Origin of the sequence: Flavobacterium sp. (genome assembly GCF_032153895.1) — a bacterium.
GTDB lineage: Bacteria > Bacteroidota > Bacteroidia > Flavobacteriales > Flavobacteriaceae > Flavobacterium.
Genome location: NZ_JALDYN010000028.1, coordinates 1 through 26,939 on the forward strand (window position 1 = coordinate 1; position 26,939 = coordinate 26,939).

The 26,939-nt window shown below is 35.0% G+C and carries 23 protein-coding genes and 1 pseudogene; 12 read left to right on the plus strand and 12 right to left on the minus strand.

The features are described from left to right. The 7 genes from RUH60_RS09375 to RUH60_RS09405 form a co-directional block, all read right to left on the minus strand. Positions 1-1,801, minus strand: a 1,801-nt coding sequence (locus RUH60_RS09375) for a glycoside hydrolase family 3 protein (protein WP_313807670.1), incomplete at its 3' end; no start/stop codon positions are given. 30 nt (positions 1,802-1,831) lie between these two features. Then, the gene (locus RUH60_RS09380; protein WP_313807672.1) at positions 1,832-2,314 is read right to left on the minus strand and encodes an ABC transporter ATPase; all 483 of its coding nucleotides are present in this window, start codon (positions 2,312-2,314) and stop codon (positions 1,832-1,834) included. Between the two features lie 103 nt (positions 2,315-2,417). Beyond that, positions 2,418-3,047, minus strand: coding sequence for a hypothetical protein (locus tag RUH60_RS09385; protein ID WP_313807674.1), 630 nt, complete (start codon positions 3,045-3,047; stop codon positions 2,418-2,420). Next, positions 3,047-3,838, minus strand: a complete 792-nt coding sequence (locus RUH60_RS09390) for a (Fe-S)-binding protein (RefSeq protein ID WP_313807675.1) — start codon at positions 3,836-3,838, stop codon at positions 3,047-3,049. The genes RUH60_RS09385 and RUH60_RS09390 overlap by 1 nt, the downstream gene beginning before the upstream one ends. A gap of 70 nt (positions 3,839-3,908) precedes the next feature. Then, positions 3,909-5,249, minus strand: coding sequence for a (Fe-S)-binding protein (locus RUH60_RS09395; RefSeq protein ID WP_313807677.1), 1,341 nt, complete (start codon positions 5,247-5,249; stop codon positions 3,909-3,911). Between the two features lie 21 nt (positions 5,250-5,270). Then, a complete protein-coding gene (locus tag RUH60_RS09400) occupies positions 5,271-6,230 on the minus strand; it encodes an MlaD family protein (RefSeq protein WP_313807679.1) in 960 nt (319 codons plus the stop codon). Positions 6,231-6,286: 56 nt separating this feature from the next. Continuing rightward, positions 6,287-7,396 (minus strand): N-acetylmuramoyl-L-alanine amidase, encoded by a 1,110-nt coding sequence (locus RUH60_RS09405; RefSeq protein ID WP_313807681.1) that lies wholly within the window; start codon positions 7,394-7,396, stop codon positions 6,287-6,289. 40 nt (positions 7,397-7,436) lie between these two features. Here RUH60_RS09405 and RUH60_RS09410 point away from each other — a divergent pair, with 40 nt between their 5' ends. Then, entirely contained in the window at positions 7,437-10,190 is a 2,754-nt protein-coding gene (locus RUH60_RS09410) for a putative LPS assembly protein LptD (RefSeq protein WP_313807683.1), read from the plus strand. Positions 10,191-10,217: 27 nt separating this feature from the next. Next, positions 10,218-10,598, plus strand: coding sequence for a RidA family protein (locus RUH60_RS09415; protein WP_313807685.1), 381 nt, complete (start codon positions 10,218-10,220; stop codon positions 10,596-10,598). Here the strand turns inward: RUH60_RS09415 and RUH60_RS09420 are convergent. The 5 genes from RUH60_RS09420 to RUH60_RS09440 all read right to left on the minus strand — a co-directional run bounded on the left by RUH60_RS09420 (position 10,591) and on the right by RUH60_RS09440 (position 18,431). Then, positions 10,591-10,959: a methylglyoxal synthase gene (locus RUH60_RS09420; RefSeq protein WP_313807687.1), complete on the minus strand. Its 369-nt coding sequence runs from the start codon at positions 10,957-10,959 to the stop codon at positions 10,591-10,593. The genes RUH60_RS09415 and RUH60_RS09420 overlap by 8 nt on opposite strands. Next, positions 10,960-11,805 carry an N-acetylglucosamine kinase gene (locus tag RUH60_RS09425; protein ID WP_313807689.1) on the minus strand — a complete coding sequence of 282 codons (846 nt, stop codon included), beginning with the start codon at positions 11,803-11,805 and terminating at the stop codon, positions 10,960-10,962. Between the two features lie 57 nt (positions 11,806-11,862). Further along, positions 11,863-12,864, minus strand: a complete 1,002-nt coding sequence (gene gap, locus RUH60_RS09430; protein WP_313807691.1) for a type I glyceraldehyde-3-phosphate dehydrogenase — start codon at positions 12,862-12,864, stop codon at positions 11,863-11,865. A 23-nt stretch (positions 12,865-12,887) separates the two neighbouring features. Continuing rightward, positions 12,888-13,874, minus strand: coding sequence for a 6-phosphofructokinase (pfkA, locus tag RUH60_RS09435; protein ID WP_313807693.1), 987 nt, complete (start codon positions 13,872-13,874; stop codon positions 12,888-12,890). Positions 13,875-13,991: 117 nt separating this feature from the next. Further along, entirely contained in the window at positions 13,992-18,431 is a 4,440-nt protein-coding gene (locus RUH60_RS09440) for a translocation/assembly module TamB domain-containing protein (protein WP_313807695.1), read from the minus strand. Between the two features lie 198 nt (positions 18,432-18,629). On the opposite strand from RUH60_RS09440, the gene tsaD reads away from it, so the two are divergent. The 10 genes and pseudogenes from tsaD to RUH60_RS09490 all read left to right on the plus strand — a co-directional run. Then, positions 18,630-19,652, plus strand: a complete 1,023-nt coding sequence (tsaD, locus tag RUH60_RS09445; RefSeq protein WP_313807697.1) for a tRNA (adenosine(37)-N6)-threonylcarbamoyltransferase complex transferase subunit TsaD — start codon at positions 18,630-18,632, stop codon at positions 19,650-19,652. Position 19,653: 1 nt separating this feature from the next. Further along, positions 19,654-20,358 carry a 16S rRNA (uracil(1498)-N(3))-methyltransferase gene (locus RUH60_RS09450; RefSeq protein ID WP_313807699.1) on the plus strand — a complete coding sequence of 235 codons (705 nt, stop codon included), beginning with the start codon at positions 19,654-19,656 and terminating at the stop codon, positions 20,356-20,358. A 2-nt stretch (positions 20,359-20,360) separates the two neighbouring features. Further along, positions 20,361-21,002 (plus strand): DUF4159 domain-containing protein, encoded by a 642-nt coding sequence (locus RUH60_RS09455; protein WP_313807701.1) that lies wholly within the window; start codon positions 20,361-20,363, stop codon positions 21,000-21,002. A 327-nt stretch (positions 21,003-21,329) separates the two neighbouring features. Beyond that, a complete protein-coding gene (locus RUH60_RS09460) occupies positions 21,330-22,289 on the plus strand; it encodes a zinc metalloprotease (protein ID WP_313807703.1) in 960 nt (319 codons plus the stop codon). A gap of 80 nt (positions 22,290-22,369) precedes the next feature. Then, positions 22,370-23,458 carry an AI-2E family transporter gene (locus RUH60_RS09465; RefSeq protein ID WP_313807705.1) on the plus strand — a complete coding sequence of 363 codons (1,089 nt, stop codon included), beginning with the start codon at positions 22,370-22,372 and terminating at the stop codon, positions 23,456-23,458. A gap of 1 nt (position 23,459) precedes the next feature. Further along, complete coding sequence (locus RUH60_RS09470) at positions 23,460-24,644, plus strand: THUMP-like domain-containing protein (RefSeq protein ID WP_313807707.1); 1,185 nt, start codon at positions 23,460-23,462, stop codon at positions 24,642-24,644. Positions 24,645-24,646: 2 nt separating this feature from the next. Next, on the plus strand, positions 24,647-24,952 hold the full coding sequence (locus RUH60_RS09475; protein ID WP_313807709.1) for a hypothetical protein: 306 nt from the start codon (positions 24,647-24,649) through the stop codon (positions 24,950-24,952). Further along, positions 24,931-25,215 carry a hypothetical protein gene (locus RUH60_RS09480; protein WP_313807711.1) on the plus strand — a complete coding sequence of 95 codons (285 nt, stop codon included), beginning with the start codon at positions 24,931-24,933 and terminating at the stop codon, positions 25,213-25,215. The genes RUH60_RS09475 and RUH60_RS09480 overlap by 22 nt, the downstream gene beginning before the upstream one ends. 225 nt (positions 25,216-25,440) lie before the next feature. After that, the gene (locus RUH60_RS09485; RefSeq protein ID WP_313807713.1) at positions 25,441-26,649 is read left to right on the plus strand and encodes a site-specific integrase; all 1,209 of its coding nucleotides are present in this window, start codon (positions 25,441-25,443) and stop codon (positions 26,647-26,649) included. Positions 26,650-26,700: 51 nt separating this feature from the next. Beyond that, a pseudogene (locus RUH60_RS09490) lies at positions 26,701-26,939 on the plus strand (hypothetical protein); the annotation flags it as partial.

Consider the following 26,939-nt stretch of genomic DNA (forward strand, 5'->3'; position numbering starts at 1 on the left):
GTGTCATTTTTCCGTCGATGGCTTTTTGGGCAATTTTATCTATTCTATTTAAAACATCAGGATTCATGCCAACCTGACGTGGTGTGGAAAAACCTAAAACGTTTGTTTTCGTAGTCTTAATTCCACTGTCAACTTTAAATACATTATTGATTGACACGGGAATTTTTGCTCTTGCTCCTGCAGCGCCAAAAATGATTTCGGCAGCAACGGTTTGCGCAATATGATTGTTCTGATAAGCCAAAACCACATTCTCAATATTGGTAAAATCCTTTACGGATAATAACGTGTAAGGCTTTGCAAATACTGCTAATGTTACGTTTTTATGTTTGGCTACAGAATCTAAAATTGCTAATTCAGAAGCTTTAAAATCGTGTTTTTTCCAAGCACCATCAGCTTTGTGAAAACCGATAATGACTTTGGAGTAATCCTGAAGATTTTCCAACATTAAATGAATGCTGTCCGTTTCAATCTCTGTAATTTTTGCGTAGGTTTTGATACCATTTAAAAAAGATTCATTGGTGTCATCACCCAGTTTGATGTAAGCGATATTTTCATCAACAACTTTAGTTATTGGAAAATTTTCTTCTTCCTTTTTAAGTACTGTAACTGCACTTTCATACAGCTGATAGTTTAAATCTTCATACTCGGAAGCGTTTAAATCTTCGTACAGATTCTTCAATTCAATTGGCTTGTAATTGTTTAAACCGACGCGGTATTTGTACTTTAAAATTTTCTTCACCGAATGTTCCAAACGTGCATCATCAAACAAGGAATCATTATAAGCCTGACAGAATTTTTCCAAAGCCACCGGAACATTTTCAGCAAATAACAAAATGTCATTTCCAGCCAAAAAGGCTTCTAAATCAATATCTCCAGGCTGTTTGAAATTGCTGGCCCCTTTCATATTCAAGGCATCCGTAAAAATCAATCCTTTGAAATTCAGTTCTTTTTTAAGAATATTCGTTACAACATTGTAGGAAATCGAACTCGGAAATCCTTCTCGTGCTTCAAGACTCGGAACGCTCAAATGCGCCACCATAACACTGGCTAAACCTGCGCTGAACAATTTTTTATACGGATGAAACTCAACGTCATCAAAACGTTCTTTGGAAAAATTTACAAACGGCAAAGTATGATGGGAATCGGTTGACGTATCGCCGTGACCCGGAAAGTGTTTTCCGGTAGCTAAAACGCCTTCGCTCTGAATTCCTTTCATCAAAGCCAAAGCTCTTTGCGTTACATTCTCTTTATTTTCTCCAAAAGATCGGTTACCGATAATTGGATTCGCCGGATTGGTATTGATGTCTAAAACAGGTGCAAAATTGAAATGAAGCCCTAAACGTTTGGCTTGTTTACCCATTTGTTTCCCCATTTTTTCAATCAGACGCATATCCTGAACGGCACCTAATGTCATGTTCCAAGGATAACGATACGTGGAATCCAATCGCATACTTAATCCCCATTCTGCATCAATTCCAACAAATAAAGGCACTTTCGATTTGGATTGGTAACGATTCGTCAATTTAGCCTGACGAACTGGTCCGCCCTGAAAGAAAATCAATCCTCCGATTTTGTATTCTTCAATTAATTTATCAATTGAATTTACATGTTCAGCATCTTTATTGGAATACGCGGCAACCATGAACAATTGTCCCACTTTTTCTTCAAAAGTAAACTGATTGTAAATACTGTCTACCCATACTCTTTCACGGACATCATCATACTTGAACGTAGGATTGACATCGGCTTGTGACCAAATCGCTTGAGAAACAAAAAGAAAAAGTAAGAATAGATTACGCATTATAAATAGTCGAATTAAAATTGAAATGGATTAAAAAAAGCGGCTGTGCCAACTCTCCTTAGCTGGAACCTCCCAAAAATCCTGCCATTCTCCAACGGTATTCACCAAATTGTTGAAAACAATAGTATTTTCTGAAACAGCTTTTTCTTTGGCCATTTTCTTGAAATCGATTAGTGGTTTGTACGTGATATATTCACCTAAACGGAACGTTACATTCATTCGGTCTAACAAATCGACATTGTATTTCTGACTTAAACTCTGAATAAAATTTACGGAAGCATCAATCGAACAACCTGTCGCAGATTGTACTCCTTGATTTACTGCAATAATGATAAAACGATTGTATTTCGTTAAAAATGAAGCTTCTAAACCAGTTCCGTGAGCGGACCATTCTGAAATAAATGAAGCCATTGACGTTTCTATTTCCTGAATTTCTTCGTCTGAAAACTTACGGTCCGATTGATAAACCCAAATTTTGGATTCTTCGGGCAATGTATTAAAATCTACTAACATAGTATCGGGTTAAAGCACAAAAATAAGCTATTAAATGGACTTGGTAAAACCTGAAAAGCATAAAAAAACCTTAAGTTAATTTCTTAAGGCTTTTTATAGTACTTTATTTGATTTCAAGATAATCGAGAACTTTGTAATATTTGTAATCTTTGGTCTTCGGATCGTAAAATTCCTGTTCGAAATATTTAACTTCTATCGATTGGTTTTTCTTTAATTTATTTTCAATCAAATAGTTTGCTCCTTCGAATTGGGTTAAAACCAATAACGAATGTTTTCTTTGTGAACTGTCCGTTATTACCAAAGTCAGAAATTCTCCGGATTTGATTTCTACAACTTTTCCTTGGATTGAAGGTGTGAACACTTCTGATGAACCTTCTTCAACTACAGCTTCTTCTTCATCGGCAAAAGTTTCCATCAATGATTTGAATACATCCGGACAAACCGTAACCATTCTAAAAGCAATATCTTCACCTAGCTTTTCTGCTTTTTTAGTATCACCTAAGATGTCGCCAAAAACAGCTTTAGCTTCAGTTGCGTGGTTGGTATAACTAGCAATAATACAAAAACCGGTTTCGATTTTAATTTTATCTTCAGAAACTAATTTTTCTTTCTTAGAATTAACACATTCACAGGTTTCTTTAGCCATTAAATCCAGAAGCGCATCTTTAGAAGCATCTTGTGAAAAACCAAAAAAAGGAGCAATTAGAGTTATTAGTAGGTATAATTTCTTCATTATAAATCTTTTGCGTTTGCTAATAATTCAGCAACATCCAATACTTTTATAGAGCCTTCTTTTTCTTTGAATTTTACTCCGTCTGTTAACATCGTATTACAGAAAGGACATCCAGCAGCAATAATTTCTGGCTGAGTTTCTAAGGCATCTTCTGTTCTTTCCATGTTGATGTCTTTGTTCCCTTTTTCAGGTTCTTTAAACATCTGTGCTCCACCGGCTCCACAGCATAAACCGTTCTTTTTAGAACGTTTCATTTCAACCAATTCCGCATCTAACTTTTGGATTAAGTCGCGAGGCGCTTCATATACATTGTTCGCACGTCCTAAATAGCAAGGATCATGGAAGGTAATTCTCTTTCCTTTGAACTGACCGCCTTCTACAGTTAATCTTCCTTCGTCTAATAACGATTTTAAGAATTCTGTATGGTGAACAACGTCATATTTTCCACCCAATTCTGGATACTCGTTTTTAATGGTATTGAAACAATGCGGACAAGCCGTAACAATCTTTTTTACTTCGTAAGCATTCATTACTTCGATGTTGGTCATAGCCTGCATCTGAAATAAAAATTCGTTTCCGGCACGTTTTGCAGGATCTCCGGTACAACTTTCTTCTGTACCTAAAACCGCAAACGGAACATTCGCCTGATTTAATAATTTTACGAATGCTTTAGTGATTTTTTTAGCTCTATCATCAAAACTACCGGAACAACCTACCCAAAATAATACTTCCGGTTGGATGCCCTGAGCCATCATTTCGGCCATTGTCGGTACTGTTAAATTTGCTGACATATCTTTATAATTTAGTCGCTAAGTTTCAGAGTAACTGAGTAGCTTAGTTTTGATTCTTAATTTGATTTTATTATGCTTCGTCTTTCCAGTTTAGACGGTCCATCTGGTTGTACTGCCAAGGCGCTCCGTTGTTTTCGATATTGGTCATCATGTTGTTCAATTCGATTGGAGCAGCACTTTGTTCCATAACCAAATAGCGACGCATATCCATAATGATTGATAACGGACTGATATTTACCGGACATTCTTCCACACAAGCGTTACATGATGTACACGCCCAAAGTTCTTCCGGAGTAATGTAATCGTTTAACAAAGATTTGTTGTCCGGAACAAAAACACCTTTGTTGGCGTCAATATTGTTTCCTACTTCTTCCAAACGATCACGAGTATCCATCATGATTTTACGTGGCGAAAGTTTCTTACCGGTTTGATTTGCAGGACATGAAGATGTACAACGACCACATTCTGTACAAGTGTAGGCATTTAATAATTGAACCCAGTTTAAATCCTGAACATCACTAGCTCCGAATTTTGCAGGTGTTGCATCAGCATCTGGAGCCGGAGCTGCAAATGGGTCTGCATTAGGATCCATCATCAGTTTTACTTCATTCGTAACTGACTGAAGATTATCGAATTGTCCCTGTGGATTTAAATTAGCAAAATAAGTATTAGGGAATGCTAAAATGATGTGTAAGTGTTTTGAATAATATAAATAATTCAGGAAAACCATCACCATCATAAAGTGTCCCCACCATCCTACTCGTTCTAAAATATGCAATGTTCCTTCGCTTAAATTGCCAAACAAAGCTGGACCAACATATTGTGAAACACTGAAATTAAAAGAACCTTGTCCTTCAAAATGTGATTTTCCCATATTGAATAATACTTCATCAGTACCATTCATAGTGAAAATACAACACACTAAGATGATTTCCATGATTAGGATGAAATTAGCATCTTTTGCTGGCCATCCCATCAATTCTTTCATATTTAAACGAGGTAGTTTCAACAAATTTCTTCGCGATAAAAACAATACCGTAGCGGTTAAAGCCAATACCGATAAAATCTCAATAAAACTGATTAGAAACGTATAAAATCCGCCTAAAAATGGTTTAAAAAAACGGTGTGTTCCAAATAAACCATCCACTAAAATTTCCAGTAATTCAATTTGTGTGATTACAAACGCAAAGTATAAGGCAAAGTGCAAAATAGCCGGAATTGGTCTGGCAAACATTTTCTTTTGACCAAATGCCACCAATAACATATTTTTCCAACGTGCGGAAGAATTGTCTGAACGGTTAACATCCTGACCTAACTTAATGTTTCGGATGATTTTCTTAACATTCTTAGCGAAAAATCCACCGCCGACAATCAGAACAATGGCAAAAAGTATATTAGACAATACGCTCATAAGGTTGGTTATAAAGTTGGTCTATTTCTTTGGTTCTTCCGTAGTAGTTGGTGCTACATAGGGCTTTTCTTTTTTCCCGAAAAGTGAAACATTTACGTAACGTGTTGGGTGTAAACGCAAATCCTGCAATAGTAATTCGATTTCTTTGGAAGCTTTGGTAAGATTGTTATACATCGCTTCGTCTTTCATCAGTTTACCCATGGTTCCTTTTCCGGCTTCCATATCGGCCATCATTTTGTTTACACTAACCAATGTTTTTTCAAGATTCTGAACGGTTGCTCCTAAATTCGCCTTTTCTAAATCTTCTGAAATTTTAGCAAAGTTTCCTGTTGTTTTATCCAGATTGGTTACCACAGAACCTAATTTGTCTTTATTTTCAGCCGAAATTTTCTTTAAATCTGATGAAATAGAACTGAAATTCGTCATCGTTGTATTCAACTCTGCAATGGTTTTCTTAAGATTTGCTTGAGTATTCGCATCCAATACATTGTTGATGTTGGTAATCATAGCATCGGCATTCAGTAATAACTTATCTAATTTTTCCTGAATTGGTGCTAAGTTTTTCTCCAATGAAGCGGTCAAACCTAATTTTACTGCGGGTTGTAAATAATCACCTGATTTTGCAAAATTTTTATCGTTGAAATTAGGCTCAATCGCAATCTGTTTTCCGCCAATAAAACCTGGCTCATAAATATTTGCAGTACTGGATTTTGCAATTGGAACATCATTGTTCATCTGGATCTCCACCAATAATTTACCGGTATTTTCCTGAATGGTTATGGTGCTAACTTTTCCAACTGTTAAACCGTTGATGGTTACGGGTGCTGACGGTGCTAAACCTTCCACATTATCGTAAACCACATAAAATTTTCTGGAATTGTCAAATAAGTTCTTCCCTTTTAAAAATGAATAGCCCCAAAAACATAATAGTATGGAGCTTATAACAAGAACTGCGGTCTTTACTTCTCTGGTAATTTTCAAAATCAATATTTTTAAGAAAACAAAATTAAAACAAAATAATTAAGAATGGTTTTATATTATCGTAAAGCTTCCTGTAGCGAAATCTTCTTTCCATTCTTGTAGGCAACAATAAACGCTGATGTAAATCCTTTTGATTTAGCTTCTTCCAAATCTTTTTTAGATTCATTGTAGCTATTAGTGTTACCGTAGAAATATTTATGAATACTTCCACCTTCTTCAACAGAAACACTGTCTAAACCGTTGAAGTTATTCGGACGCAATTCTAACTTTTTAGAACTAGCCGAAATCTGTACTTTAAAAACAATTCCTTTTGAATTCACAGAAGTTTTTGGAGCTGGAGTTTCTGCTTTCACTTCTTTTTTCGGCTCCGGTGCTACATATTCTTCAGTTCCCGGAACAAAATATTCTTTTTTATAATCTAAAATCGCATTAGCAATAGCTTCGGCTAATTTATCCTGACCACTATCGGAACTTAAGAAAGAGCCTTCTTCTTTATTAGAAACGAAGCCCATCTCAATAAGTACACGAGGCATATAAATTTGTCTCAAAACAAGGAAACCAGCTTGTTTAACACCTCTGTTTTTACGACCAACTTTATTATCGAAACCGTCCTGAACTCTTGCGGCCAATTCAATACTTTGATCAAGATATTCTTCCTGCATTAAAGTCATTCCGATTACAGATTCCGGTGATTTTGGGTCGTAACCGTCGTACTTAATTTTATAATCTTTCTCTAAAGTAACTACCTCATTCTCTTTTTTCGCTACTTCTAAGTTCGCCGCATTACGCGTTACCCCCATTACATAAGTCTCCGAACCGCTGGCAGCTGTATTTTTATTGGCGTTACAGTGAATCGACACAAAAATATCTGCCTTTGACTTGTTGGCGATATCTGCACGTTCATCTAAAGGAATGAAAACGTCCGTTTTACGAGTGTAGATTACTTGTGTTCCGGCATCTTTTTCTAAAATTTTGCCGACTTTCAATACAACATTTAGTGCGTTGTTCTTTTCAACGTGACCGTGATAGGTTGCTCCAAAGTCGTTTCCACCGTGTCCGGCGTCTAAAACCACGCGAAATTTAGCGTTGCCCTGCGCCGAAGCAAAATATCCTGAAAGAATAAAAAATCCTGTAACTAATAGCTTTTTTCCGATAATCCCTGTCATAATCTTCTAATTTAATCTGTATAGGTTATAATTTTACTAAATGCTTAATTTTGATGAAAAATATTATGTAAGTTTGAACCGTCAAAAATTAAGCCAGATTTTTACAAAAATAGTATTAAAAGCGTTGCATACAAACTTATTTCATATCGTTTTATTATCAATTTTCCTAACATTGGGAAATTTAAAATCCTATTCTCAGGAAACTCCTTCTAAATCTATTGCCATACCTGCTGAAAAACAGAAAGATAGCGTTAGTCTTGGGATTTCTGATGTAGTGAAGGTAACCGATACTGTTAAAAACGATTCCATCAAAAAAAAGAAACCGCTTTTAGAAGGAATTGTAAAAAGAAAGGCTGTTGATTATGAAAAAATCGACCAAAAAAAGAAACAATTAACCTTATACAATCAGGCGGAACTCTACTATAAAGACTTCGAATTGAAATCCGGAGTTATTGTTTTTGACTATGAAAAGAACGAAGTTTACGCCGGAAGAATCAAAGACAGCGTTGGAAATTTAAGTCAGCGACCTGTTTTCAAACAAGGTAATAATGTAATTGAACCCGATTCAATCCGATTCAATACCAAAACTAAAAAAGCATTGGTATGGAACTCAAGAACTACACAGGGTGAATTCCGTGTAAAAGCTGAAATCAGTAAACGAGAAAACGACTCAGTGTATTTTATGAAAAATGCCCGATTCACTACTTCCGAAAATATTGACGATCCTGAATATTACTTTTTAGCGCGAAAAATTAAGTTTGTTCCAGGGAAAAAAGTAGTTACGGGTTTAACAAATATGGTTATTGCGGATGTACCTACTCCACTTGGTTTGCCATTTGCTTATTTCCCCATGAGTGAAAAAGCGGTTTCCGGATTTATCATTCCAACTTTTGGAGATACGCGTCAGCAAGGTTATTTCCTTCAGAATGGCGGTTATTATTTTGCCTTGAGTGATTATTACGATTTAGCTGTTTTAGGGGATTATTACACTAACGGAAGTTATGCCCTTCGTTTTGAAAGCAGTTATGCACAACGTTATAGGTTTGGTGGTCGTGTAAATATACGTTTTGAAAATCAGATTTTTAGTGAAAAAGGATTTCCGGATTATACCAAATCGAGACAGTATAACATTCAATGGTCACATTCACAAGATCAGAAGGCAAATCCAACTTCCAGACTTTCGGCTTCTGTTAATATGGGAAGCAGCCAATACTTTCGTCAATCCATGAATCAGGTTAACATTGGTTCTTCAATGAATAACAACTTAAGTTCGTCAATATCATATTCCAAAACGTTTCAGACGGTTCCTCAAGTGAATATGTCTTTAACTGCAACACATTCACAGAATACGAATTCAGAGCAGATTGATATGACTTTACCAACTTTTCAGGCAAGTGTAGATCGAATCTTTCCATTTGCTCCGAAAGACGGTGTAAAAAAAGGATTGTTTAAAAACATCAATTTGCAATACAACATCAGAGGAGAAAACCGAATCCGAACCACAGATTCTTTATTTTTTAAATCTGAAATGTTCAGAGATGCCAAAAACGGATTTCAACACAGTATTCCCATCAGTACCAATTTTAAATTATTTAAATATTTTAGTGTTACAACCGGTATGAATTATAACGAAGTTTGGTACTTTAAAACCATTCAAAAAGGATATGATTCGTTTACCAATGCTGTAGAAACTAAAGAAGTGAGTGGTTTTGATGCCTTTAGAACTTATAATTTCAATGCCAGTATCGGAACAACTATTTACGGAACTTTCAATTTTGGAGAAGATAAAAAAATACAGGCGATTCGCCACGTTATGCGTCCGTCGGCATCGTATGGATATACTCCAAGTTTCGGCCGTTATTTTGAAACTTACGCTTTAGATGCTACCGGAACTACTTATGCTGAATACACCCGTTTTGAAGGAGGAATATTTGGATCTCCGGGAAAAAATTATTCGAACAATATCGGAATGTCACTAAGCAATACATTTGAAGCAAAAGTTCGTGACAAAGACGAAACCAAAACCGAACCTAAAAAGGTAATGCTGCTTAACAATTTAAATTTTTCAACCAGTTATAATGTCGCTGCAGATTCATTACCTTGGTCGCCAATGCGTGTAACCGGTGGAACTGCTTTTTTTGATAACAAGCTGAATCTTAACTTTGGTACAACCCTAGACCCCTACGCGATTGATAATTCCGGTAGAAGGATTGAAAAATTTAATATTGACAACGGTGGGAGTTTATTTAGAATGACTTCTGCAAATGTTACCATAAACTATTCCTTAACCAGTGAACAATTAGCCGGAAAAGAAGATACCGATTCACAAACCGCTTTAAATGGTGGCCGTACAGATGATTTATTCGGGCGTGGTGTTGACTTGAGTGACCAGCGTCAGAGTATGTTTGATAAAGATGAAAAAGGAACCGAACAGAAAGACAGTGAACTTTATTCCCTTACCATTCCTTGGGATTTACGTTTGGCTTACTCCCTAACCTATGCAAACAATAATCGCGAAAGTAAAATTGTGAGTAATTCTGTAATGATGTCCGGAAATATTGATATTACCCCTCGTTGGAAGATGGGATTCTCCTCTGGATATGATTTTGTAAACAAAGGAGTAACGTTTACGCAATTACGTTTTGAACGTGACTTATTGAGCTGGCGAATGGATTTCAACTGGGTACCGATTGGAACCTATACATCATGGGGTTTCTTTATCGGAATCAAATCTTCTGTACTTAGTGATATTAAGTGGGATAAACGCAGTTTACCAGACAGACGTTTGAGATAATTCTTCGCAATAAATACAATTTCAATTATGAAAAAAATCATTTTTACAGAGAAAGCTCCGGCTCCAATTGGTCCATATAATCAGGCTGTTTTAGTTGGAAACACATTATATACTTCAGGACAGATTGCAATAAATCCAGCCAATGGAGAATTGGTTTTAGAGAGCATCGAAGCCGAAACTAAAATGGTAATGGAAAACATGAAAGTTGTTTTAGAAGCTGCTGATATGACTTTTGAAGATGTGGTAAAAGCATCAATTTTCATCAGCGACATGAATAATTTCGCCAGAATCAATTCGGTTTATGGCGCTTATTTTGACGAAAAAACCGCTCCAGCACGTGAAACGGTTCAAGTGGCTTGTTTGCCTAAAAATGTAAATGTTGAAATTTCCATGGTAGCAATCAAATAGCGATTGCTTTCAATAATAATTCTGCGGTTGCCTGATTGGTCGCGAGCGGAACATTATGCACGTCACACACCCTTATGAGCATGTTGATATCAGGTTCATGAGGGTGTTTTGCTAACGGATCTTTGAAAAACAAAACCATTTGACACTTCCCCTCTGCCACTCGTGCTGCAATCTGAGCATCACCGCCAAGTGGTCCGGAAAGCATTTTAGTTACTTTAAAACCTGCGTTTTCGGCTTTGCTTCCTGTGGTTCCGGTAGCGATTAATGTAATATTTTCGGAAAGTAAAAAATCTTTATGCTGATTTAAAAACTGAACCAAATCAGCTTTCATTCCGTCGTGAGCGATGATTGCAATTTCCATTTATACTGAGTGATAGTGAATTAATCCGTCAATTGGCTTTCTGAAAACATTTCCGAGTTTCATGCCATTTTTCGACAGAACCATATCTAATTCCTCTTTCAGATAATAAGCGATTGAGCCGATGAAATGATTTGGAACTTCTGCACAGTTATCAAATTGTCTGATGTACAAATCGACAAAATTCTGCATATCATTCAAAATAATTTTCTGAATGAATTCGTGGTCTTTATTTTGAATTAGAAACTTCGCAAATGTTGCCAAATAAGCGTTCGGGTTCGGAACTTTGTAAAGATTATGTTTGATAGCGTCGGCATCTAAATCATATTCTTTTTCAAAAGATGCTACTAGTTCTTTTGGCATTGTATTGAAATAATACGCACGAATTAAATGACGACCGAATTGATTTCCACTACAATCATCCATTGCTAAATATCCTAACGATTGTACTTTCTGATGCAACACTTCTCCATCGAAATAACTACAATTGGAACCGGTTCCTAAAATGGAAACAATAGCCTTTTCTCCTCTTGGAGTTGTGGCGAAAACCGCAGCATAAGTATCTTCTTTAACTTCAATGTGAGCGTTTAAAAACAATTCATGAAGAATATCGGTTAAATGATTTTTCATACGGTCTGTACCACAACCAGCGCCGTAAAAATAAAGTTCTTTTACGATGTCTTTGTTTTGGGCGATATCAAAACGATCATTGATTCGGGTGATTACTTCATCTTTAGTTAAAACTTCCGGATTCAAACCTAAAGTACTGGCAGTGAATTGAATATTACCCTGTTCGTCCATGGCAATCCAATCTGCCTTTGTGGAACCACTGTCTACAATTAATTTCATGTGTGTTATTTATAAAAAAATCCCGCTGAAACGGGATTTAGTAAAAATACTCTTTTTTTATAAACTGGCAACGTGCACCGCTAAATCAATTAATTTCGATGAATACCCGTATTCATTATCATACCAGGCTACAATCTTGTAAAAAGTTGAATTTAAACCGATTCCGGCCTTAGCATCAATAATACAAGTTCTGGAATCTGAAATAAAATCCTGAGAAACGACGTCATCTTCCGTAAAGCCCATAATGCCTTTCATTGAAGTTTCAGAAGCATTTTGGAGAACGTTCATGATATCATCGTATGAAGTGGCTTTCTTCAATTTCACGGTTAAATCTACTGCAGAAACGTCGGCTACTGGAACTCGCATTGACATTCCGGTTAATTTTCCTTCTAAGGACGGAATTACTTTGGTTACCGCTTTCGCCGCTCCTGTTGATGCCGGAATGATATTCAGCAAAGCTGCTCTTCCGCCTCTAAAATCTCTTTTTGAAGGTCCGTCAACTGTTAATTGTGTTGCGGTTGTAGCGTGAATGGTAGTCATTAAACCTTCCACAATTTCAAAATTGTCGTGCAACACTTTAGCTAAAGGTGCCAAACAGTTTGTGGTACACGAAGCATTCGATACAATCACATCTGATGGTTTAACTTTATCGTGATTCACACCCATTACAAAGGTTGGAGCATCGTTTGAAGGCGCTGAAATTACGACTTTCTTCGCTCCTCCTTTAATATGGTTGTAAGCAGTTTCTACCGTGGTGAAAATTCCGGTACATTCTGCAACAACTTCTACGCCAACTTCGTCCCATTTTAGAACCGATGGATCTTTTTCAGCTGTAACACGAATTTTTTTGTCGTTTACGAATAACTGACCGTCTTTAACTTCTACTTTTCCGTCGAAACGCCCGTGAACCGAGTCATATTTTAATAAATACGCTAAATGATCAACCGTTAATAAATCGTTGATTGCTACAACTTCTACGTTATCTCTTTTGATGGTTTCTCTGAAAACAATTCTTCCGATTCTCCCGAATCCGTTAATTCCTAATTTTACTTTCGTCATAATCTTTTCTGGTTAATACATATTTAAGTCGACATAATGTCTGATACTCTTACTAATTCTTCGTCTATTTTTGATTGTCCTTTTACAGCCTGTTCTAAAGGTGTTAGCACAACTTTATCGCTTACAAGCCCGACCATATAATTCGTTTTTCCTTCCAATAAGGATTCTACAGCTTTTACACCTAAGCGAGAAGCTAAAACTCGGTCAAAACAGCTTGGTGAACCACCGCGTTGCATATGCCCTAAAACGGAAACTCTAACGTCGTATTCCGGCATGTTTTCTTCGACATAATCTTTTAATTCGAATACGTTTTTACCGATTTTATCTCCTTCAGAAACCACAACAATACTTGATGATTTTCCGGAAACTTTACTTCGGCGTAAAGATTCTAAAAGGCGTTCTAATCCTAAATCTTCTTCAGGAATTAAAATTTCTTCAGCTCCTGCTCCAATTCCGGCGTTTAAAGCAATATGACCGGCGTCTCGTCCCATTACTTCCACAAAAAATAATCTATTGTGTGAATTGGCCGTATCTCGGATTTTATCAATGGCATCAACGACTGTGTTTAAAGCAGTGTCGTAACCTAGCGTAAAACTGGTTCCGTAAATATCATTGTCAATCGTTCCCGGAATTCCGATTACTGGAAAATTATATTCTTTATTGAAAACCATTCCGCCGGTAAAACTACCGTCACCACCGATAATCACTAAGGCATCGATATCGTTTTTCTTTAATTCTTCGTAAGCTTTTGCACGACCTTCTGCAGTCATGAATTCTTTGGAACGTGCCGATTTTAAAATGGTTCCGCCTTTATTAACGATGTTTTTTACAAAACGTGGCCCCATTTCGAGAATATCACCTTCAATCATTCCTTCGAAACCGCGGTAAATACCCATACATACAATATTATGATAGGCGCAGGTTCGCACGACAGCTCTAATGGCAGCATTCATTCCAGGCGAATCTCCACCAGATGTAAGCACACCGATTTTCTTAATCTGTACAGACATATTCAGTTAATTGAACTCTAAATTTAAAAATTAAACTACGAAAAATCGTATATTCTGCATGAGTTTTAGCACAATAATAACTTTTTCGTAAATGTAGAAGTGTTGTTGTTGAAGTAGTTAATCGATTTCAGGAACGCGCTGAACATCTTTCTTACCGTCAGACTCAATTCGTTTTCCTTTTTTCTCGTTGATAAATTTAATAAATTCTGGTGACAAATCCGAATCTGGTAATTGATCTGTCGGATTATTTAATTTATCTTCTTCTTTTTTGTTTAAAATTTTACGAATCAATTCTTTAAAGGTATCAAAATCAACCTGATACGTTATACCAACGCCTTGTGTATATCCAATACCTTCTCCTATATAATTGATATCATTCTCTCTGTTAAACACACGGGCTTTTAAAGTTCCGTCTTCGTTTAAGCGTAATTGAAGCTCCACATCGCCCACAATAACGGATTCTTCAGTTCCGCCAACCGGTACACCTAATTTTCCGTTGATAGTGATTTTTTCATTGATTTGAGTGGATAATGTAACTCCTACTCGCCCTTCGGTTTCCAAAAGCGGATTTCTATCGGCCTGAACGTAATTCAAACCAACCTGGAATTTATCATCTTCGCCTGAGAAAATGTCGTTGAACAAACTTCCTGCTCTTTCAAACAACGTACCATAAACCGTATTAGAAGCATTCTCAGGTGTTAAGAATCCTCCACCGGAAAGCAACGCAATTGCCTGAGTTTGACGAACGTCTTTATCACTCAGTTTATAATCAATTTCAGATTTTAGTACTGAACTTACCGTTGGAAATTCAATTCTGAAATCGGGCTCCGGATTACTTAAATTACCGTTGATAGCAATAACTACTTCAGTCGGTACTTTTTTATTGAACGACGGATTGTCCAAAATAACAGCCGGATTCGATTCTGTTTTATATACTGCTTCTAAATCTAACGCCGCATTTAAAGGTTCTCCATCCCAACGAATGGTTCCGAATTTTTTAACCTGGAATTTCTTATCAATTAAACCGTAGTTTTTAAAGTTGTATTCCCCTTCCCAAACCTGGAAGTCACCCCACATATTGAATTTTCCAAGCGTGTTAATTTCCATGGCGATGGTTCCAACTCCTTTACCTTTCATGGCATGACCAGTGTTTCGGTCAAGAATGATCTCGATTTCGGCATCTGGTGTAATTTCAAAATCAAAGTCTAATTCAATTCCGTTATAGCGTTTAAGTTCTTTGACGATTCCCTGTTCTTTTCGGAGTTTCTCTTCTTTAGTTATGAAATTGATGTAGCTGTTGTTCCCGATTCCTTCCGCATCACTCAAAGGAATTTTAATTTTAGTTCCTTTATTCGAACTGGCTTTCATCTTTACCAATAAAGCATTAATTGGTCCAGAAATAGAAGCCTGGCCGTTGATAAACGCTGTTCCGTAGTACATAGCATCGTCAGAATCTTGCGTATCTAAAGCCAACATATTATCCGAACGCACATTTAAATCCAGTTGCCAATCGGTTAGTTTATCATGACGAACACTTCCGTTTAAATGTCCTTTGGTTTTATACTTTGTATCGGTAATTTCTATGTTTCGGAATAAAAACTGATGCTCGGTTACATCGACAATTGCATTCGGTTCCATTTCAAAATCAACACCTAAATACGGAACTAACATACCTGCATTATTGAGGTACAATCTTCCGTCAATTTCAGGATCGCTAACTGTTCCTAAAATAGAAGCCTGACCGGTTGCAAATCCTCGTACATCTTTGAAAACACTTCCTAATAAAGGACCGAAAGCACCAATGTTGAATTTAGAAAAACCTGTTTCCAAAGACAATAAACTCTGTTTGTTAACGACTTCGATGTTTCCTTTTAAATAGAAACTTTCAGCATTTTCGTTTTCAATCGTAGAATACACATTGAATTTACGTAACGCGTTATCTCCGGTTACTTGTAAATCCAGATTACCTAATTTGTAATCATTAATTTCAAGCGAATCGATGGTAACTTGTGACGTTGGCTGATAAATATCACCGTTTTGTTTCAGGTTTACATTTCCGTTCAGGTTTCCTCCAAAAGCCATATTGTTGAGTGATGGCGTAACTTTGGCCAAATCAACATTATCAAACGTGAGCTGTAAATCTTTATAATCCTTCCCTTTTAAAATTCCGCCGAGTTCCATTTTTTGCCCGTTGTGGGACAAAGCAATTTTCTCAATGGAAAAATCTGTCAGTTTTTTATTGAATACAACTTTATTGTCTTGCGTATTATCGTTTTCGTTTAAAAACCATAAGTAATTTTTGAAATTTACTTCGGATTTTTTCAAACCAACCACAGAACGATTTTCCTCATCAATAGTATGATACAAGTTCAGATTGTAAAAATCCTGATTCTTATCGCCTCCTTTAAACTCCGAACGTACAAACAAAGTATCGTTCATCGTCACGTTGATTAAACTGAAATCGGAAACTTTATAATTCTTGTTCTTGATGCTGTCAAGCTCAATAAATGCGTTATACAGCGGATTTTTATTATCAATCTGAATATTGATTTTGTCAAAAGTATTGTCGTAAGCAACAACTTTCGGAGAAGTGAAATTCATTTTGAAATCGCCGTCGTCAGCATTGATTTTTCCTCGTAAAACTGTATTCTCTGCAACTGTAACATTTGGATTGAAAATCTCGATAATTTTATTGTAAATCGTAAAATCGAAATCTAAAAACTGTCCTGGTTTCAGTTTGTTGGGCGAATAATTGGCATACAAACTTCCCAAAGCATTTTCTACAATGTCACTTACTTGTTTGATTTGATATTTCCCGACAACTTTTCCTTGAATGATGTCAGGAGAATTGATAGTGATAGTTCTTACTCGATTTGCATCAAATGTTGATTCTACGGTAAAATCATCGAAGAAATAATCATCGCGGTTGTTTTGGAAAGCTGCATTGCTAACATCTAATCTTCCGTCAATATCGTCTAAAGTATTTCCTTTGGCTTTTAATTTCAAGTTTCCTTTAAAAATTGCCACAGAATCCTTTTTCATGAAATTCAGCAAATGCAAATCGGCATAATCGATATTGGCTTCAAAATCATAGTTTTTAACCTTCGAACTCAAGTCCACCAAACCATCGAAATCCATTCGAAGATTTGGATCGTTACTATTGAAATAGCCTTTAAAATAAGGCATTTTCAATTTACCGTCGATGGTAATATTCTGATAAGTGTAACCGTTATAGCGGAAATCGTGGACTTCTCCTTTTACGGCAGTATCCAGGAATTTTTTATTGAAACCTTTACCATCAACTTCTAAATCTAAAGTCGTGTTGCCAATATCTTTCTGATCGGTTAAAACGCCAAGGTTGAAATCGTGCAGTGAAATTGTTCCTTTATACGAAGCATTATTGATATTGTTGATGTTGGTCATGGAAAGTTTCGACTCCAACTCACCCAATTGCGACATCATATAAATATCTGCATTGATGATGGTTTTCGTTAGTTCTACATCACCAACCAAATCTACTCGACCTAATTTCTTTAAGGTTTGAGGCAATTTCTTTCCTAAAACTCTCGGCAAAATAGCATTCAGATTGTCGTAATTTGACGTTACTCGGTCGAATTTTCCATTCATGTAAAACTCCCCTTTTTTATTGAAAAGGTTTTTGAAGTTTACTTCTCCGATAATTTCCGACTGATTTTTATCAACCAGTTTTAAATTGTGCAACACGAAATTATTCAGTGTTCCAGTCGCATGCGTTTTTAGAAAGAAGCGTTGGTTTTTACCGAACTCGTTGTAAAAATAATTCAGCTCATTGGATGAAACCGAAGCTTTCTCCATATTTACATCAAACACCACTTTATTATTGAAATCTGTAAAATCTTTTGGAGTATAATTTAAAGTAACATCCCCAAAAAGAGTTGATTCTGCTGTATTCAACTCCATTTTTTTAAGAATGATATTTTTCTTGGTATACGTAAAATCAGCCGCCAAATTTTCCACATCTAAACCTCTGTGGTCGTGCAATGCTAACTTTTTAATTTGTGTGGTAACGTTTGGCCCTTTGATATAAAAATCTTCCAATTCGCCATTCAATTTTGTAAAATCAAGTGCTTTTGGGTTTTTCAGATTTTCATCAATTAAACGAAAACGGCTGTTGGTAACATATAAATCGTCGGCTTTTAAACGAAATTTTCCGGTGCCGGGTGTTCCGTCGTCAAATGCTTCAACGAATAAATCTAAATTGGTTTTGGTTTCGCCTTTGTATTTGATTAGTTTGAAGTTCAATCCGTCCATTCTGGCTTCACCAAAAAACAAACGTGACGCTTTGATTTCTCTGAAACTCAGAAGGTTTGTCTGCAATCGGTTTACATAAAACAAAGTATCTTTATGATGATCTTCTACATAAATTCCTTTTAGTTTTACGCTGCCAAATACTGAAATCGCAACTTTATCAACCTGAATATTGGTTCCGTACTTTTCGTTGATTTTTTCAGTTGCAAATTTTCCTAATTCCGTTTGAACTACAGGCAAAGTAAGCGCAATCCCCAGCAGTAAAAGCAAAAGGAGAATAACCAGAAGTATTCGGAGCAGTATTTTTCTAAATTTTTTGATACCCGTAGTATTTATATTAATTTTGTCGGAACAAGAACGAAATTATCAGTGTTAACAAGCAAAAGTAAAAATTTTTGTGTGTTAATTTTAACAATTCAAAGATAATACAGTCGTTTGTAATATTTAAGCAAATTCCGTGCCTTTTTTATGAGAAAATCGCCAATTTTTATTCTTGCCATAGAAAGTTCGTGTGACGATACTGCCGCAGCTGTTTTAAAAGACGATAAAGTTTTGTCAAATGTTGTGGCCAGACAGTCGATTCATGAGGAATATGGTGGTGTTGTTCCTGAACTGGCTTCACGCGCTCACCAACAGAATATCGTACCCGTAATTGACGTTGCACTAAAGAAAGCAGGAATTGATAAAACTGAACTTTCAGGTATTGCTTTTACTCAAGGTCCTGGCTTAATGGGTTCGCTTTTGGTTGGAGGTTCTTTCGCTAAATCGATGGCGCTTTCTTTGGATATTCCACTGGTTTCGGTTCATCATATGCATGCGCACGTTTTGGCTCATTTTATTGATGAAGAAGGATTTGACAAACCTGAATTTCCGTTTTTAGCGATGACCATTTCGGGCGGACATACCCAAATTATTAAAGTAAATAGTTTTTTCGATATGCAGATTATCGGTGAAACCACGGATGATGCTGTTGGCGAAGCTTTCGATAAAAGTGCTAAAATACTAGGACTTCCCTATCCCGGTGGTCCGCTGATTGATAAATATGCGCAATTGGGAAATCCGAAAGCGTTTCCGTTTACTAAACCTAAAGTGAGCGGATTAGATTTTAGTTTTAGTGGATTGAAAACCCAGATTTTGTATTTCGTTCAGAAGAAAACTGCCGAAAACCCTAATTTCATTCAGGAGAATATGAATGATATTTGTGCTTCGATTCAGCATATTATCATCGAAATTTTAATGGATAAACTGAAAATCGCTGTTCAGGAAACCGGAATCACTCAAATTGCTATTGGTGGTGGTGTTTCTGCAAACTCAGGAATCCGAAATACATTAAAAGAAACCGAAACCAAATACGGATGGAAAACTTTTATTCCTAAATTTGAATACACTACTGATAATGCCGCGATGATTGGTATTGTGGGTTACTATAAATTTTTAGAAAATAAATTCGAAGATTCATCAGTAGTTTCTAAAGCTCGAATCGATTTTTAATATGCAGTTATTCTATAATCCGGACATAAATTCTGATGCTACAGCGTTTTCTTTTGACAAAGAAGAAAGCAAACACATTGTTAAAGTATTACGTAAAAAAGAAGGCGATATTTTGCATGTAACCAACGGATTAGGTTTTTTATTTTCGACTGAAATCATTTTGGCTTCCGATAAAAAATGTACCGTTAAAATTGTAGAAACCAAGCATCAGAATCCTACTGAGTTTTATTTACATTTAGCGGTTGCTCCTACCAAAATGAACGACCGTTTTGAATGGTTTTTAGAAAAAGCTACGGAAATCGGCATCCACGAAATCACACCTATTATATGTGAGCATTCGGAACGAAAAGTAATAAAGACGGAACGTTTTAATAAAATCATTCAGTCTGCAATGAAACAATCGTTGCAATATCATCTGCCTAAATTGAACGAACCGATTTCCTTTAAAGATTTCATCAAACAAAATCACGATGGAAATTTATTCATTGCACATTGCGAGGAAACCGATAAAAAATTGCTTAAAGAAGCGATTCAGCCTAAACAGAAATACACCTTATTAATTGGTCCCGAAGGTGATTTTTCTGAAAAAGAAATTAAAACCGCGTTAGAAAACAACTATATTCCGGTATCTTTGGGCAATACAAGACTTCGCACGGAAACTGCCGCTGTTGTGGCTTGTCACAGTTTTATTTTTAGCAATGAATAATTATGAAGAAACTATTTTTACTAGCGATTTTCTTTTTCTGGAATTTGGGATTTTCCCAGGAAATAGCGCTTTTAAAATATTCCGGTGGAGGCGATTGGTATTCAAATCCGACTGCTTTGCCTAATCTTGCTAAATTCTGTAATCAGAATATCAATACTAAAATCAATACTAAAGTACCAACGGTTGAAGTAGGAAGTCCGGATTTGTTCTCCTACCCTTTTGTACACATGACCGGACACGGAAATGTTGTCTTTAATGATAATGATATTGTAAATCTTCGCAATTATTTAAATTCCGGCGGATTTTTGCATATTGATGACAATTACGGCATGGATCAATATATACGTAAAGAAATTAAACGTGTTTTTCCGGATAAAGAATTGACTGAAATTCCTGTAACTCATAGTGTTTTTCAAAAACCTTATACTTTTCCGGGCGGAATTCCTAAGATTCACGAGCATGATAATAAACCACCAAAAGCTTTTGGCATCTTCTCTGAAGGACGATTAGTACTGCTTTATACTTATGAAACAGATTTGGGTGATGGCTGGGAAAATCAGGAAGTGCATAATGATCCAATAGAAGTGCGTACTAAAGCTTTAAAAATGGGTGCAAATATTATTTTTTACGCCTTCAGTAATTAATCTTTTGCTTACTACAAATCAAAAGCATTTTCATAGATATTTTCTTCATTTTTTTTACTCAAACTAACTTTTAGACGTTTTTTTGTAAAAATCACAACTTTTTAAAGATAATTCCTATAATTTAATTTTGAAAACTTATTAATTAGAATCGTTTTAAAGAATTAATTTTAAACAATCCTTACATATATTCATTTATTAGTGAATAAAATTTAATAATTTATCAATATTATTTTTTTTATGTTAACTATTTTGTAATTAATTTTTTTGTTATATAATTGCTGTGTTTTCAAAACAACAACAAACTATTTAACAAAAAACTAAAAAATTATGAAAAAATTAATTTTATCAGCAGCAGTATGCGCAATGTTGTTTTCTTGTAATACAGAAGACTCAAATTCAGACGCAAGTCCTGTAAACTCATCAGATGTTGCTCACAGAGGATGTGCATCTCATGAAATTCATGAAAGACAATTGTTAGAAAATCCTAAACTAGCAATGCAAATGAATGAAATCGAATCATTTACAGAAAAAGCAATGGCTGAAGGACGCTTAGTAAATGGTAAGATTGTTATCCCTGTAGTAGTAAATGTATTGTATAAAACATCTGCAGAAAATATTTCTTTATCACAGATTCAATCTCAGATTGATGTATTGAACAAAGATTTCAATGCATTGAATTCAGATTACAACACGCCTAACAACCCTTACTCTTCGGTAAGAGCTAATGTGGGTATCTCATTCGAATTGGATGCGGTTTACAGAAAATCAACAAACAAATCATCTTGGGGAACTAATGACGCTATGAAAAAAACGTCTCAAGGAGGTTTAAATCCTACTTCACCCACAACAAAACTTAACTTATGGGTTTGTACAATTGGTGGTGGAATTTTAGGATATGCGCAATTCCCTGGAGGTTCATCTTCAACTGACGGAGTTGTTATCGATTCTAAATACTTAGGAACTAACGGAAGAGCAACTTATCCATTCAACTTAGGAAGAACTGCTACTCACGAAGTTGGTCACTGGATGAACTTACGTCACATTTGGGGAGACGCAACTTGCGGAAACGATTTAGTATCTGACACTCCTTCTCACAATACAGCAAATTATGGTGTTCCAGCTGTAGGTCACAAAAGTACTTGTTCAGGACAGCCTCTTGAAATGTTCATGAACTACATGGATTACACAGATGATAGAGGAATGTACATGTTCTCTAACGGACAGAAATCAAGAATGTTAGCTCTTTTCGCTTCTGGTGGTGCTAGAAATTCATTTGCTCAACCATAATAGATTTAGAATTAATTACAGAAAACCCGTTCATAGTAACGGGTTTTTTGTTACATTTAAGTCAGTTAAACAAAAAGCCGATGACTTCAAAAGAAATTTCAAGAGGAATTGTAAAAGCCGTACTTACACTTGCAGGTATTACTCTGATGCTGTTTGTCTTATACAAAATTAGTATTGTGATTATCTATTTTTTGATTGCGGTTATCATGGCACTTATTGGTGAACCTATTGTTGCTTTCTTAAAACGAAAATTAAAATTCAATAACACATTGGCGGTTATTGCAACTTTATCCATCTTCTTTGCGATTATTTTTGGGTTTATAATGATGTTTATTCCATTGATAATATCCCAAAGCGAGAATCTATCATTGCTTGACACTAATAGCATAGAGAAAAACCTAAACGATTTACTCATTCAAATCAACACGTATTTGGCTGAACACAATATAGATACTTTAGCCCTACTTGAAAAATCAAATTTAGATTCTAAACTGAATTTCAATTTTTTGCCGGATATTTTAAATTCTGTCTTCGGAATTGTGAGTAATTTAGGGATGGGAATTGCCTCGGTGGCCTTTATCCTTTTCTTTTTGCTAAAAGATAAAGCTGTTTTTAAACGCTTATTTCAGAAAGTTTTACCAGATGATCACGAAGACAAGATTCTGGCATCAATCGATAAAATCAAATATTTCCTTTCGCGTTATTTTTCAGGAATTTTGCTTCAGCTTTTTATCGTTTTCATATTATACTACATTGTCTTGCTTATTTTTGGAGTGGAAAGTGCTTTCACTATCGCATTCATTTGTGCCATTCTGAACATCATTCCATATATCGGGCCATTAATCGGAACAGTATTGGCAGTTATATTAACCATGATGGGCAGCATCGGCTTAGATTTCAAAACGGAAATTTTGCCAACCGCTTTATATGTATTGATTGGATTTACAATTGTTCAGTTTATTGACAATAATTTCAGTCAACCGATTATTTTTTCAAACAGCCTGAAATCACATCCGTTAGAAATATTTCTGATCACTTTAATAAGCGGCTTTTTACTGGGAATTACCGGGATGATTATTGCAATTCCAACATATACGGTTCTTAAAGTAATAGGAAAAGAATTTTTCCCTAAAAACAAAATTGTAAAAATACTAACCAAAGACATTTAATTTGGATTCACTCTTATTACGAAAAGACGTTCAGGATTTTATAAATACTTCATTACAAGGAAATTTTTCTAAAATTGCCCTGACGAAGAATCCGTTTCCCGACATCAAATGGAACGATATTTTAAACCAAATTGCTTCCAAAAGCAAGGCTAAAGACAAATTGCCAACATGGTTTAGTCATCAGTGTATCATTTATCCGTCAAAAATTTCGATTGAACAGACTTCTTCTGAAATTGCTGCAAAATATAAAGCATCAATTATCAGTGGTGTCACATTGATTGATTTAACGGGAGGTTTCGGTATTGATGATTATTACTTCGCTCAGCAGTTTAATAAAGTGGCTCATTGTGAACTGAATGCTGAACTTTCTGAGATTGTCAATCATAATTATCATATTCTGAATCAGCGTAATATTGAATGTTATCAGGGGGACAGCCTTGAAATCTTAAAAGAATTGAACCAACAATGGAGCTGGATTTATGTTGACCCTTCCCGTCGTAGTGATGTAAAAGGGAAGGTTTTCATGTTGAAAGACTGCTTGCCAAACGTTCCGAATTTGCTAGAAACCTATTTTAATTATTCAAACAATATTCTGATAAAAACTGCGCCAATTCTGGATATTACATCAGGATTATCAGAACTTTCGTTTGTAAAAAAAATACACATTGTAGCCATTGAAAATGAAGTGAAAGAATTGCTTTGGGAAATTGAAAACAATTATGATGGTGATGTTGAAATTAACGCTGTTTCAATCACAAAAGAGAAAATAGCTGTTTATTCTGTTAATTTATCCGAAATTCAGACTGAAACAAATGCCGAATATTCTGAACCAATGCAATATTTGTATGAACCCAATGCAGCAATGATGAAAACGGGTGCTTTTGATGATATTGCAACCCATTTTAATCTGAAAAAACTCCAACAGCATTCTCATTTGTATACTTCAGAAACCGAAATTGAATTTCCTGGCAGAAAATTTGCTGTTAAAAAGATATTCCATTTTGATAAAACGGAGATGAAAAAAAATCTGGAAGGTAAAAAATGTAATATAACGGTTAGAAATTTCCCTATTTCGGTGGAAGAAATCCGTAAAAAATGGAAAATTAAAGATGGTGGCAACTTGTATTGTTTTTTCACCACAAATTTAAATAACGAGAAAATAGTAGTACTTTGCGAAAAAATTTAAGTATGAAAAATATTGGAATTTTAGTATTATTCTTCACAACCCTATTTTCTTTCGGACAGACCGGAAAATGTGACTATGATTTTGAAGAAAAAACAGATTCTACTTATATTAAAAAGACCAACGATTACCTGATTTACGAAAAAGATTTAGGAAGCCTTAAAGATATGATTCAGTTTTCGTTAATCAATTCAGACGGAACACTTATCTTAATTTTCAAATGTTGCAGAAAAGTAAAGATTTCATTAAATCCAACTGTTTTGATAAATCTTCTAAAATATCCTTGCAATTGGCTAACGGAAAAATTGTAACCTTACTAAGTTCAGAAGAAGTTTGCAGTCAGCTTACTTATGACGATAAAGACAAAAACAATATAAGGATTTTGAATCACTACTTTTTATTTACAAAAGACGGATTTGAAGACCTAAAGAAATATCCGGTAACCTTGATGAAAGTTAAATACTTAACTGAATCCAAAGATTATGTGTTCCAAAAAGAGTTGAATTCAAATATTATGAATAAAAAATTTACTCCGGAAACGTATTTTATAGACAACTTAAAATGTGTAGAATAAACAAAAAAGCCTAGCAAATGCTAGGCTTTTTTGTGATCCCGTCAGGATTCGAACCTGAGACCTACTGCTTAGAAGGCAGAACCTAATACTTTCATTTCTTTTCATTATTTTTCAAAAACCCAGTAAATAAGGTATTTATAAATAATACACTTTTATTTATTTCTATATATTTTCATTTTTTACATATAATTGTTGTACCTATGTTGTACCTAAATTTTAAAAGCTATGGCGACAATAAAAATTATTCAAAGAGCTAAAGTTTTATCAAACGGAGAATTTCCAATTTTTTTAAGAATAACTAAGGATAGAAAATCTAAATACATTTCATTAAAACTTTCGTGTAACATTTCTGAATGGAATGAAACCAAGTCCGAATTTAGAAAAAATTATTCCAATCATAAACAAATGAATGCTGCATTAAGCGAAGTCAGAAATAGAGCTGAAAAAATAATTTCGTTTTATTTGTCAAAGGGAGAAGATATAACACTTGAAGAATTTGAAACTCAATTTTTAAATTATAAACTGGACAAAAAAATATCCGTAAACAAATTCTGGGAGGAACATATAAATGACTTAAATAAAGCCGGAAAAACAGGAAATGCTCGAGTTTTCTCACACACAAAAACTTCTTTTCTTAAATTCATTTCGAATAAAACCATCTATTTCAAGGACATTACGTATGAATTATTGGAAAAGTATGAAACATTTCTTAGGTCAAATAACGGCACTGATAGTGGAATTTCCATAAAGATGCGAACGATACGTTCGTTATATAATGGAGCTATAAAAAAAGGGTATGCCAATAAAGAAATATATCCATTCGATAAATACAAAATTTCAAAATTAAAAGGTCAAAATAACAAAAGAGCTTTGAGTATTGAAAGTGTAGAAAAAATAAAAAATTTTGACACAGAAAAATACCCCAATCTAATTGATTCAAAAAATTATTTTCTATTTAGTTACTATACTGGTGGAATGAATTTCTATGACATGATGAAATTAAAATGGGACAATATTGTAAATGGACGGATATCCTACATAAGAAGCAAAACGAAGGGTCAATTTTCAATAAAAATATTACCTCCTGTAAAAGAAATTTTACGGTATTATAAAAACCAAAAAAGATCTACCAAATACATCTTCCCTATTATTTTAAAAGAAGACTCCACTCCTATTCAGTTGGAATATAGGAAAGAAAAAATGTTGAAGAAATTCAACAAAGACCTAAAATATATTGCTGAATTATGCAAAATCGATGATAAGATAACCAGTTATGTTGCTCGACATAGCTTTGCAACGAACTTAAAGCAAAAAGGTGTTTCTACAGATATTATTTCCGAAGCATTAGGACATCAAAATTTAACGATCACGCAAGCTTATTTAAAAGAGCTCGAAAATGATGTTATTGATGATGCCCTTGAAAAATTAATCTAATCAGTGACAAAGTGACATTTTTTTAAAAAAATCATTCGATTTTGAAAATTATTGCCACATAATCTTTTTCTCAATTTTACAGCAGCACCTTACTATAACAAGCAAGGTGCTTTTTTATTTAGTACCAATCATAAAAACTTAAAAAAAATGCAACTAAGACATTCTGAAAGAAAAAAAGCCAAAATTAAAATGGCTTTACAGGCTCCTGCTGGGGCAGGTAAAACCTATTCTAGTTTATTACTGGCACAAGGTTTAACTAATGGGGATTTTTCTAAAATTGCCATTATAGA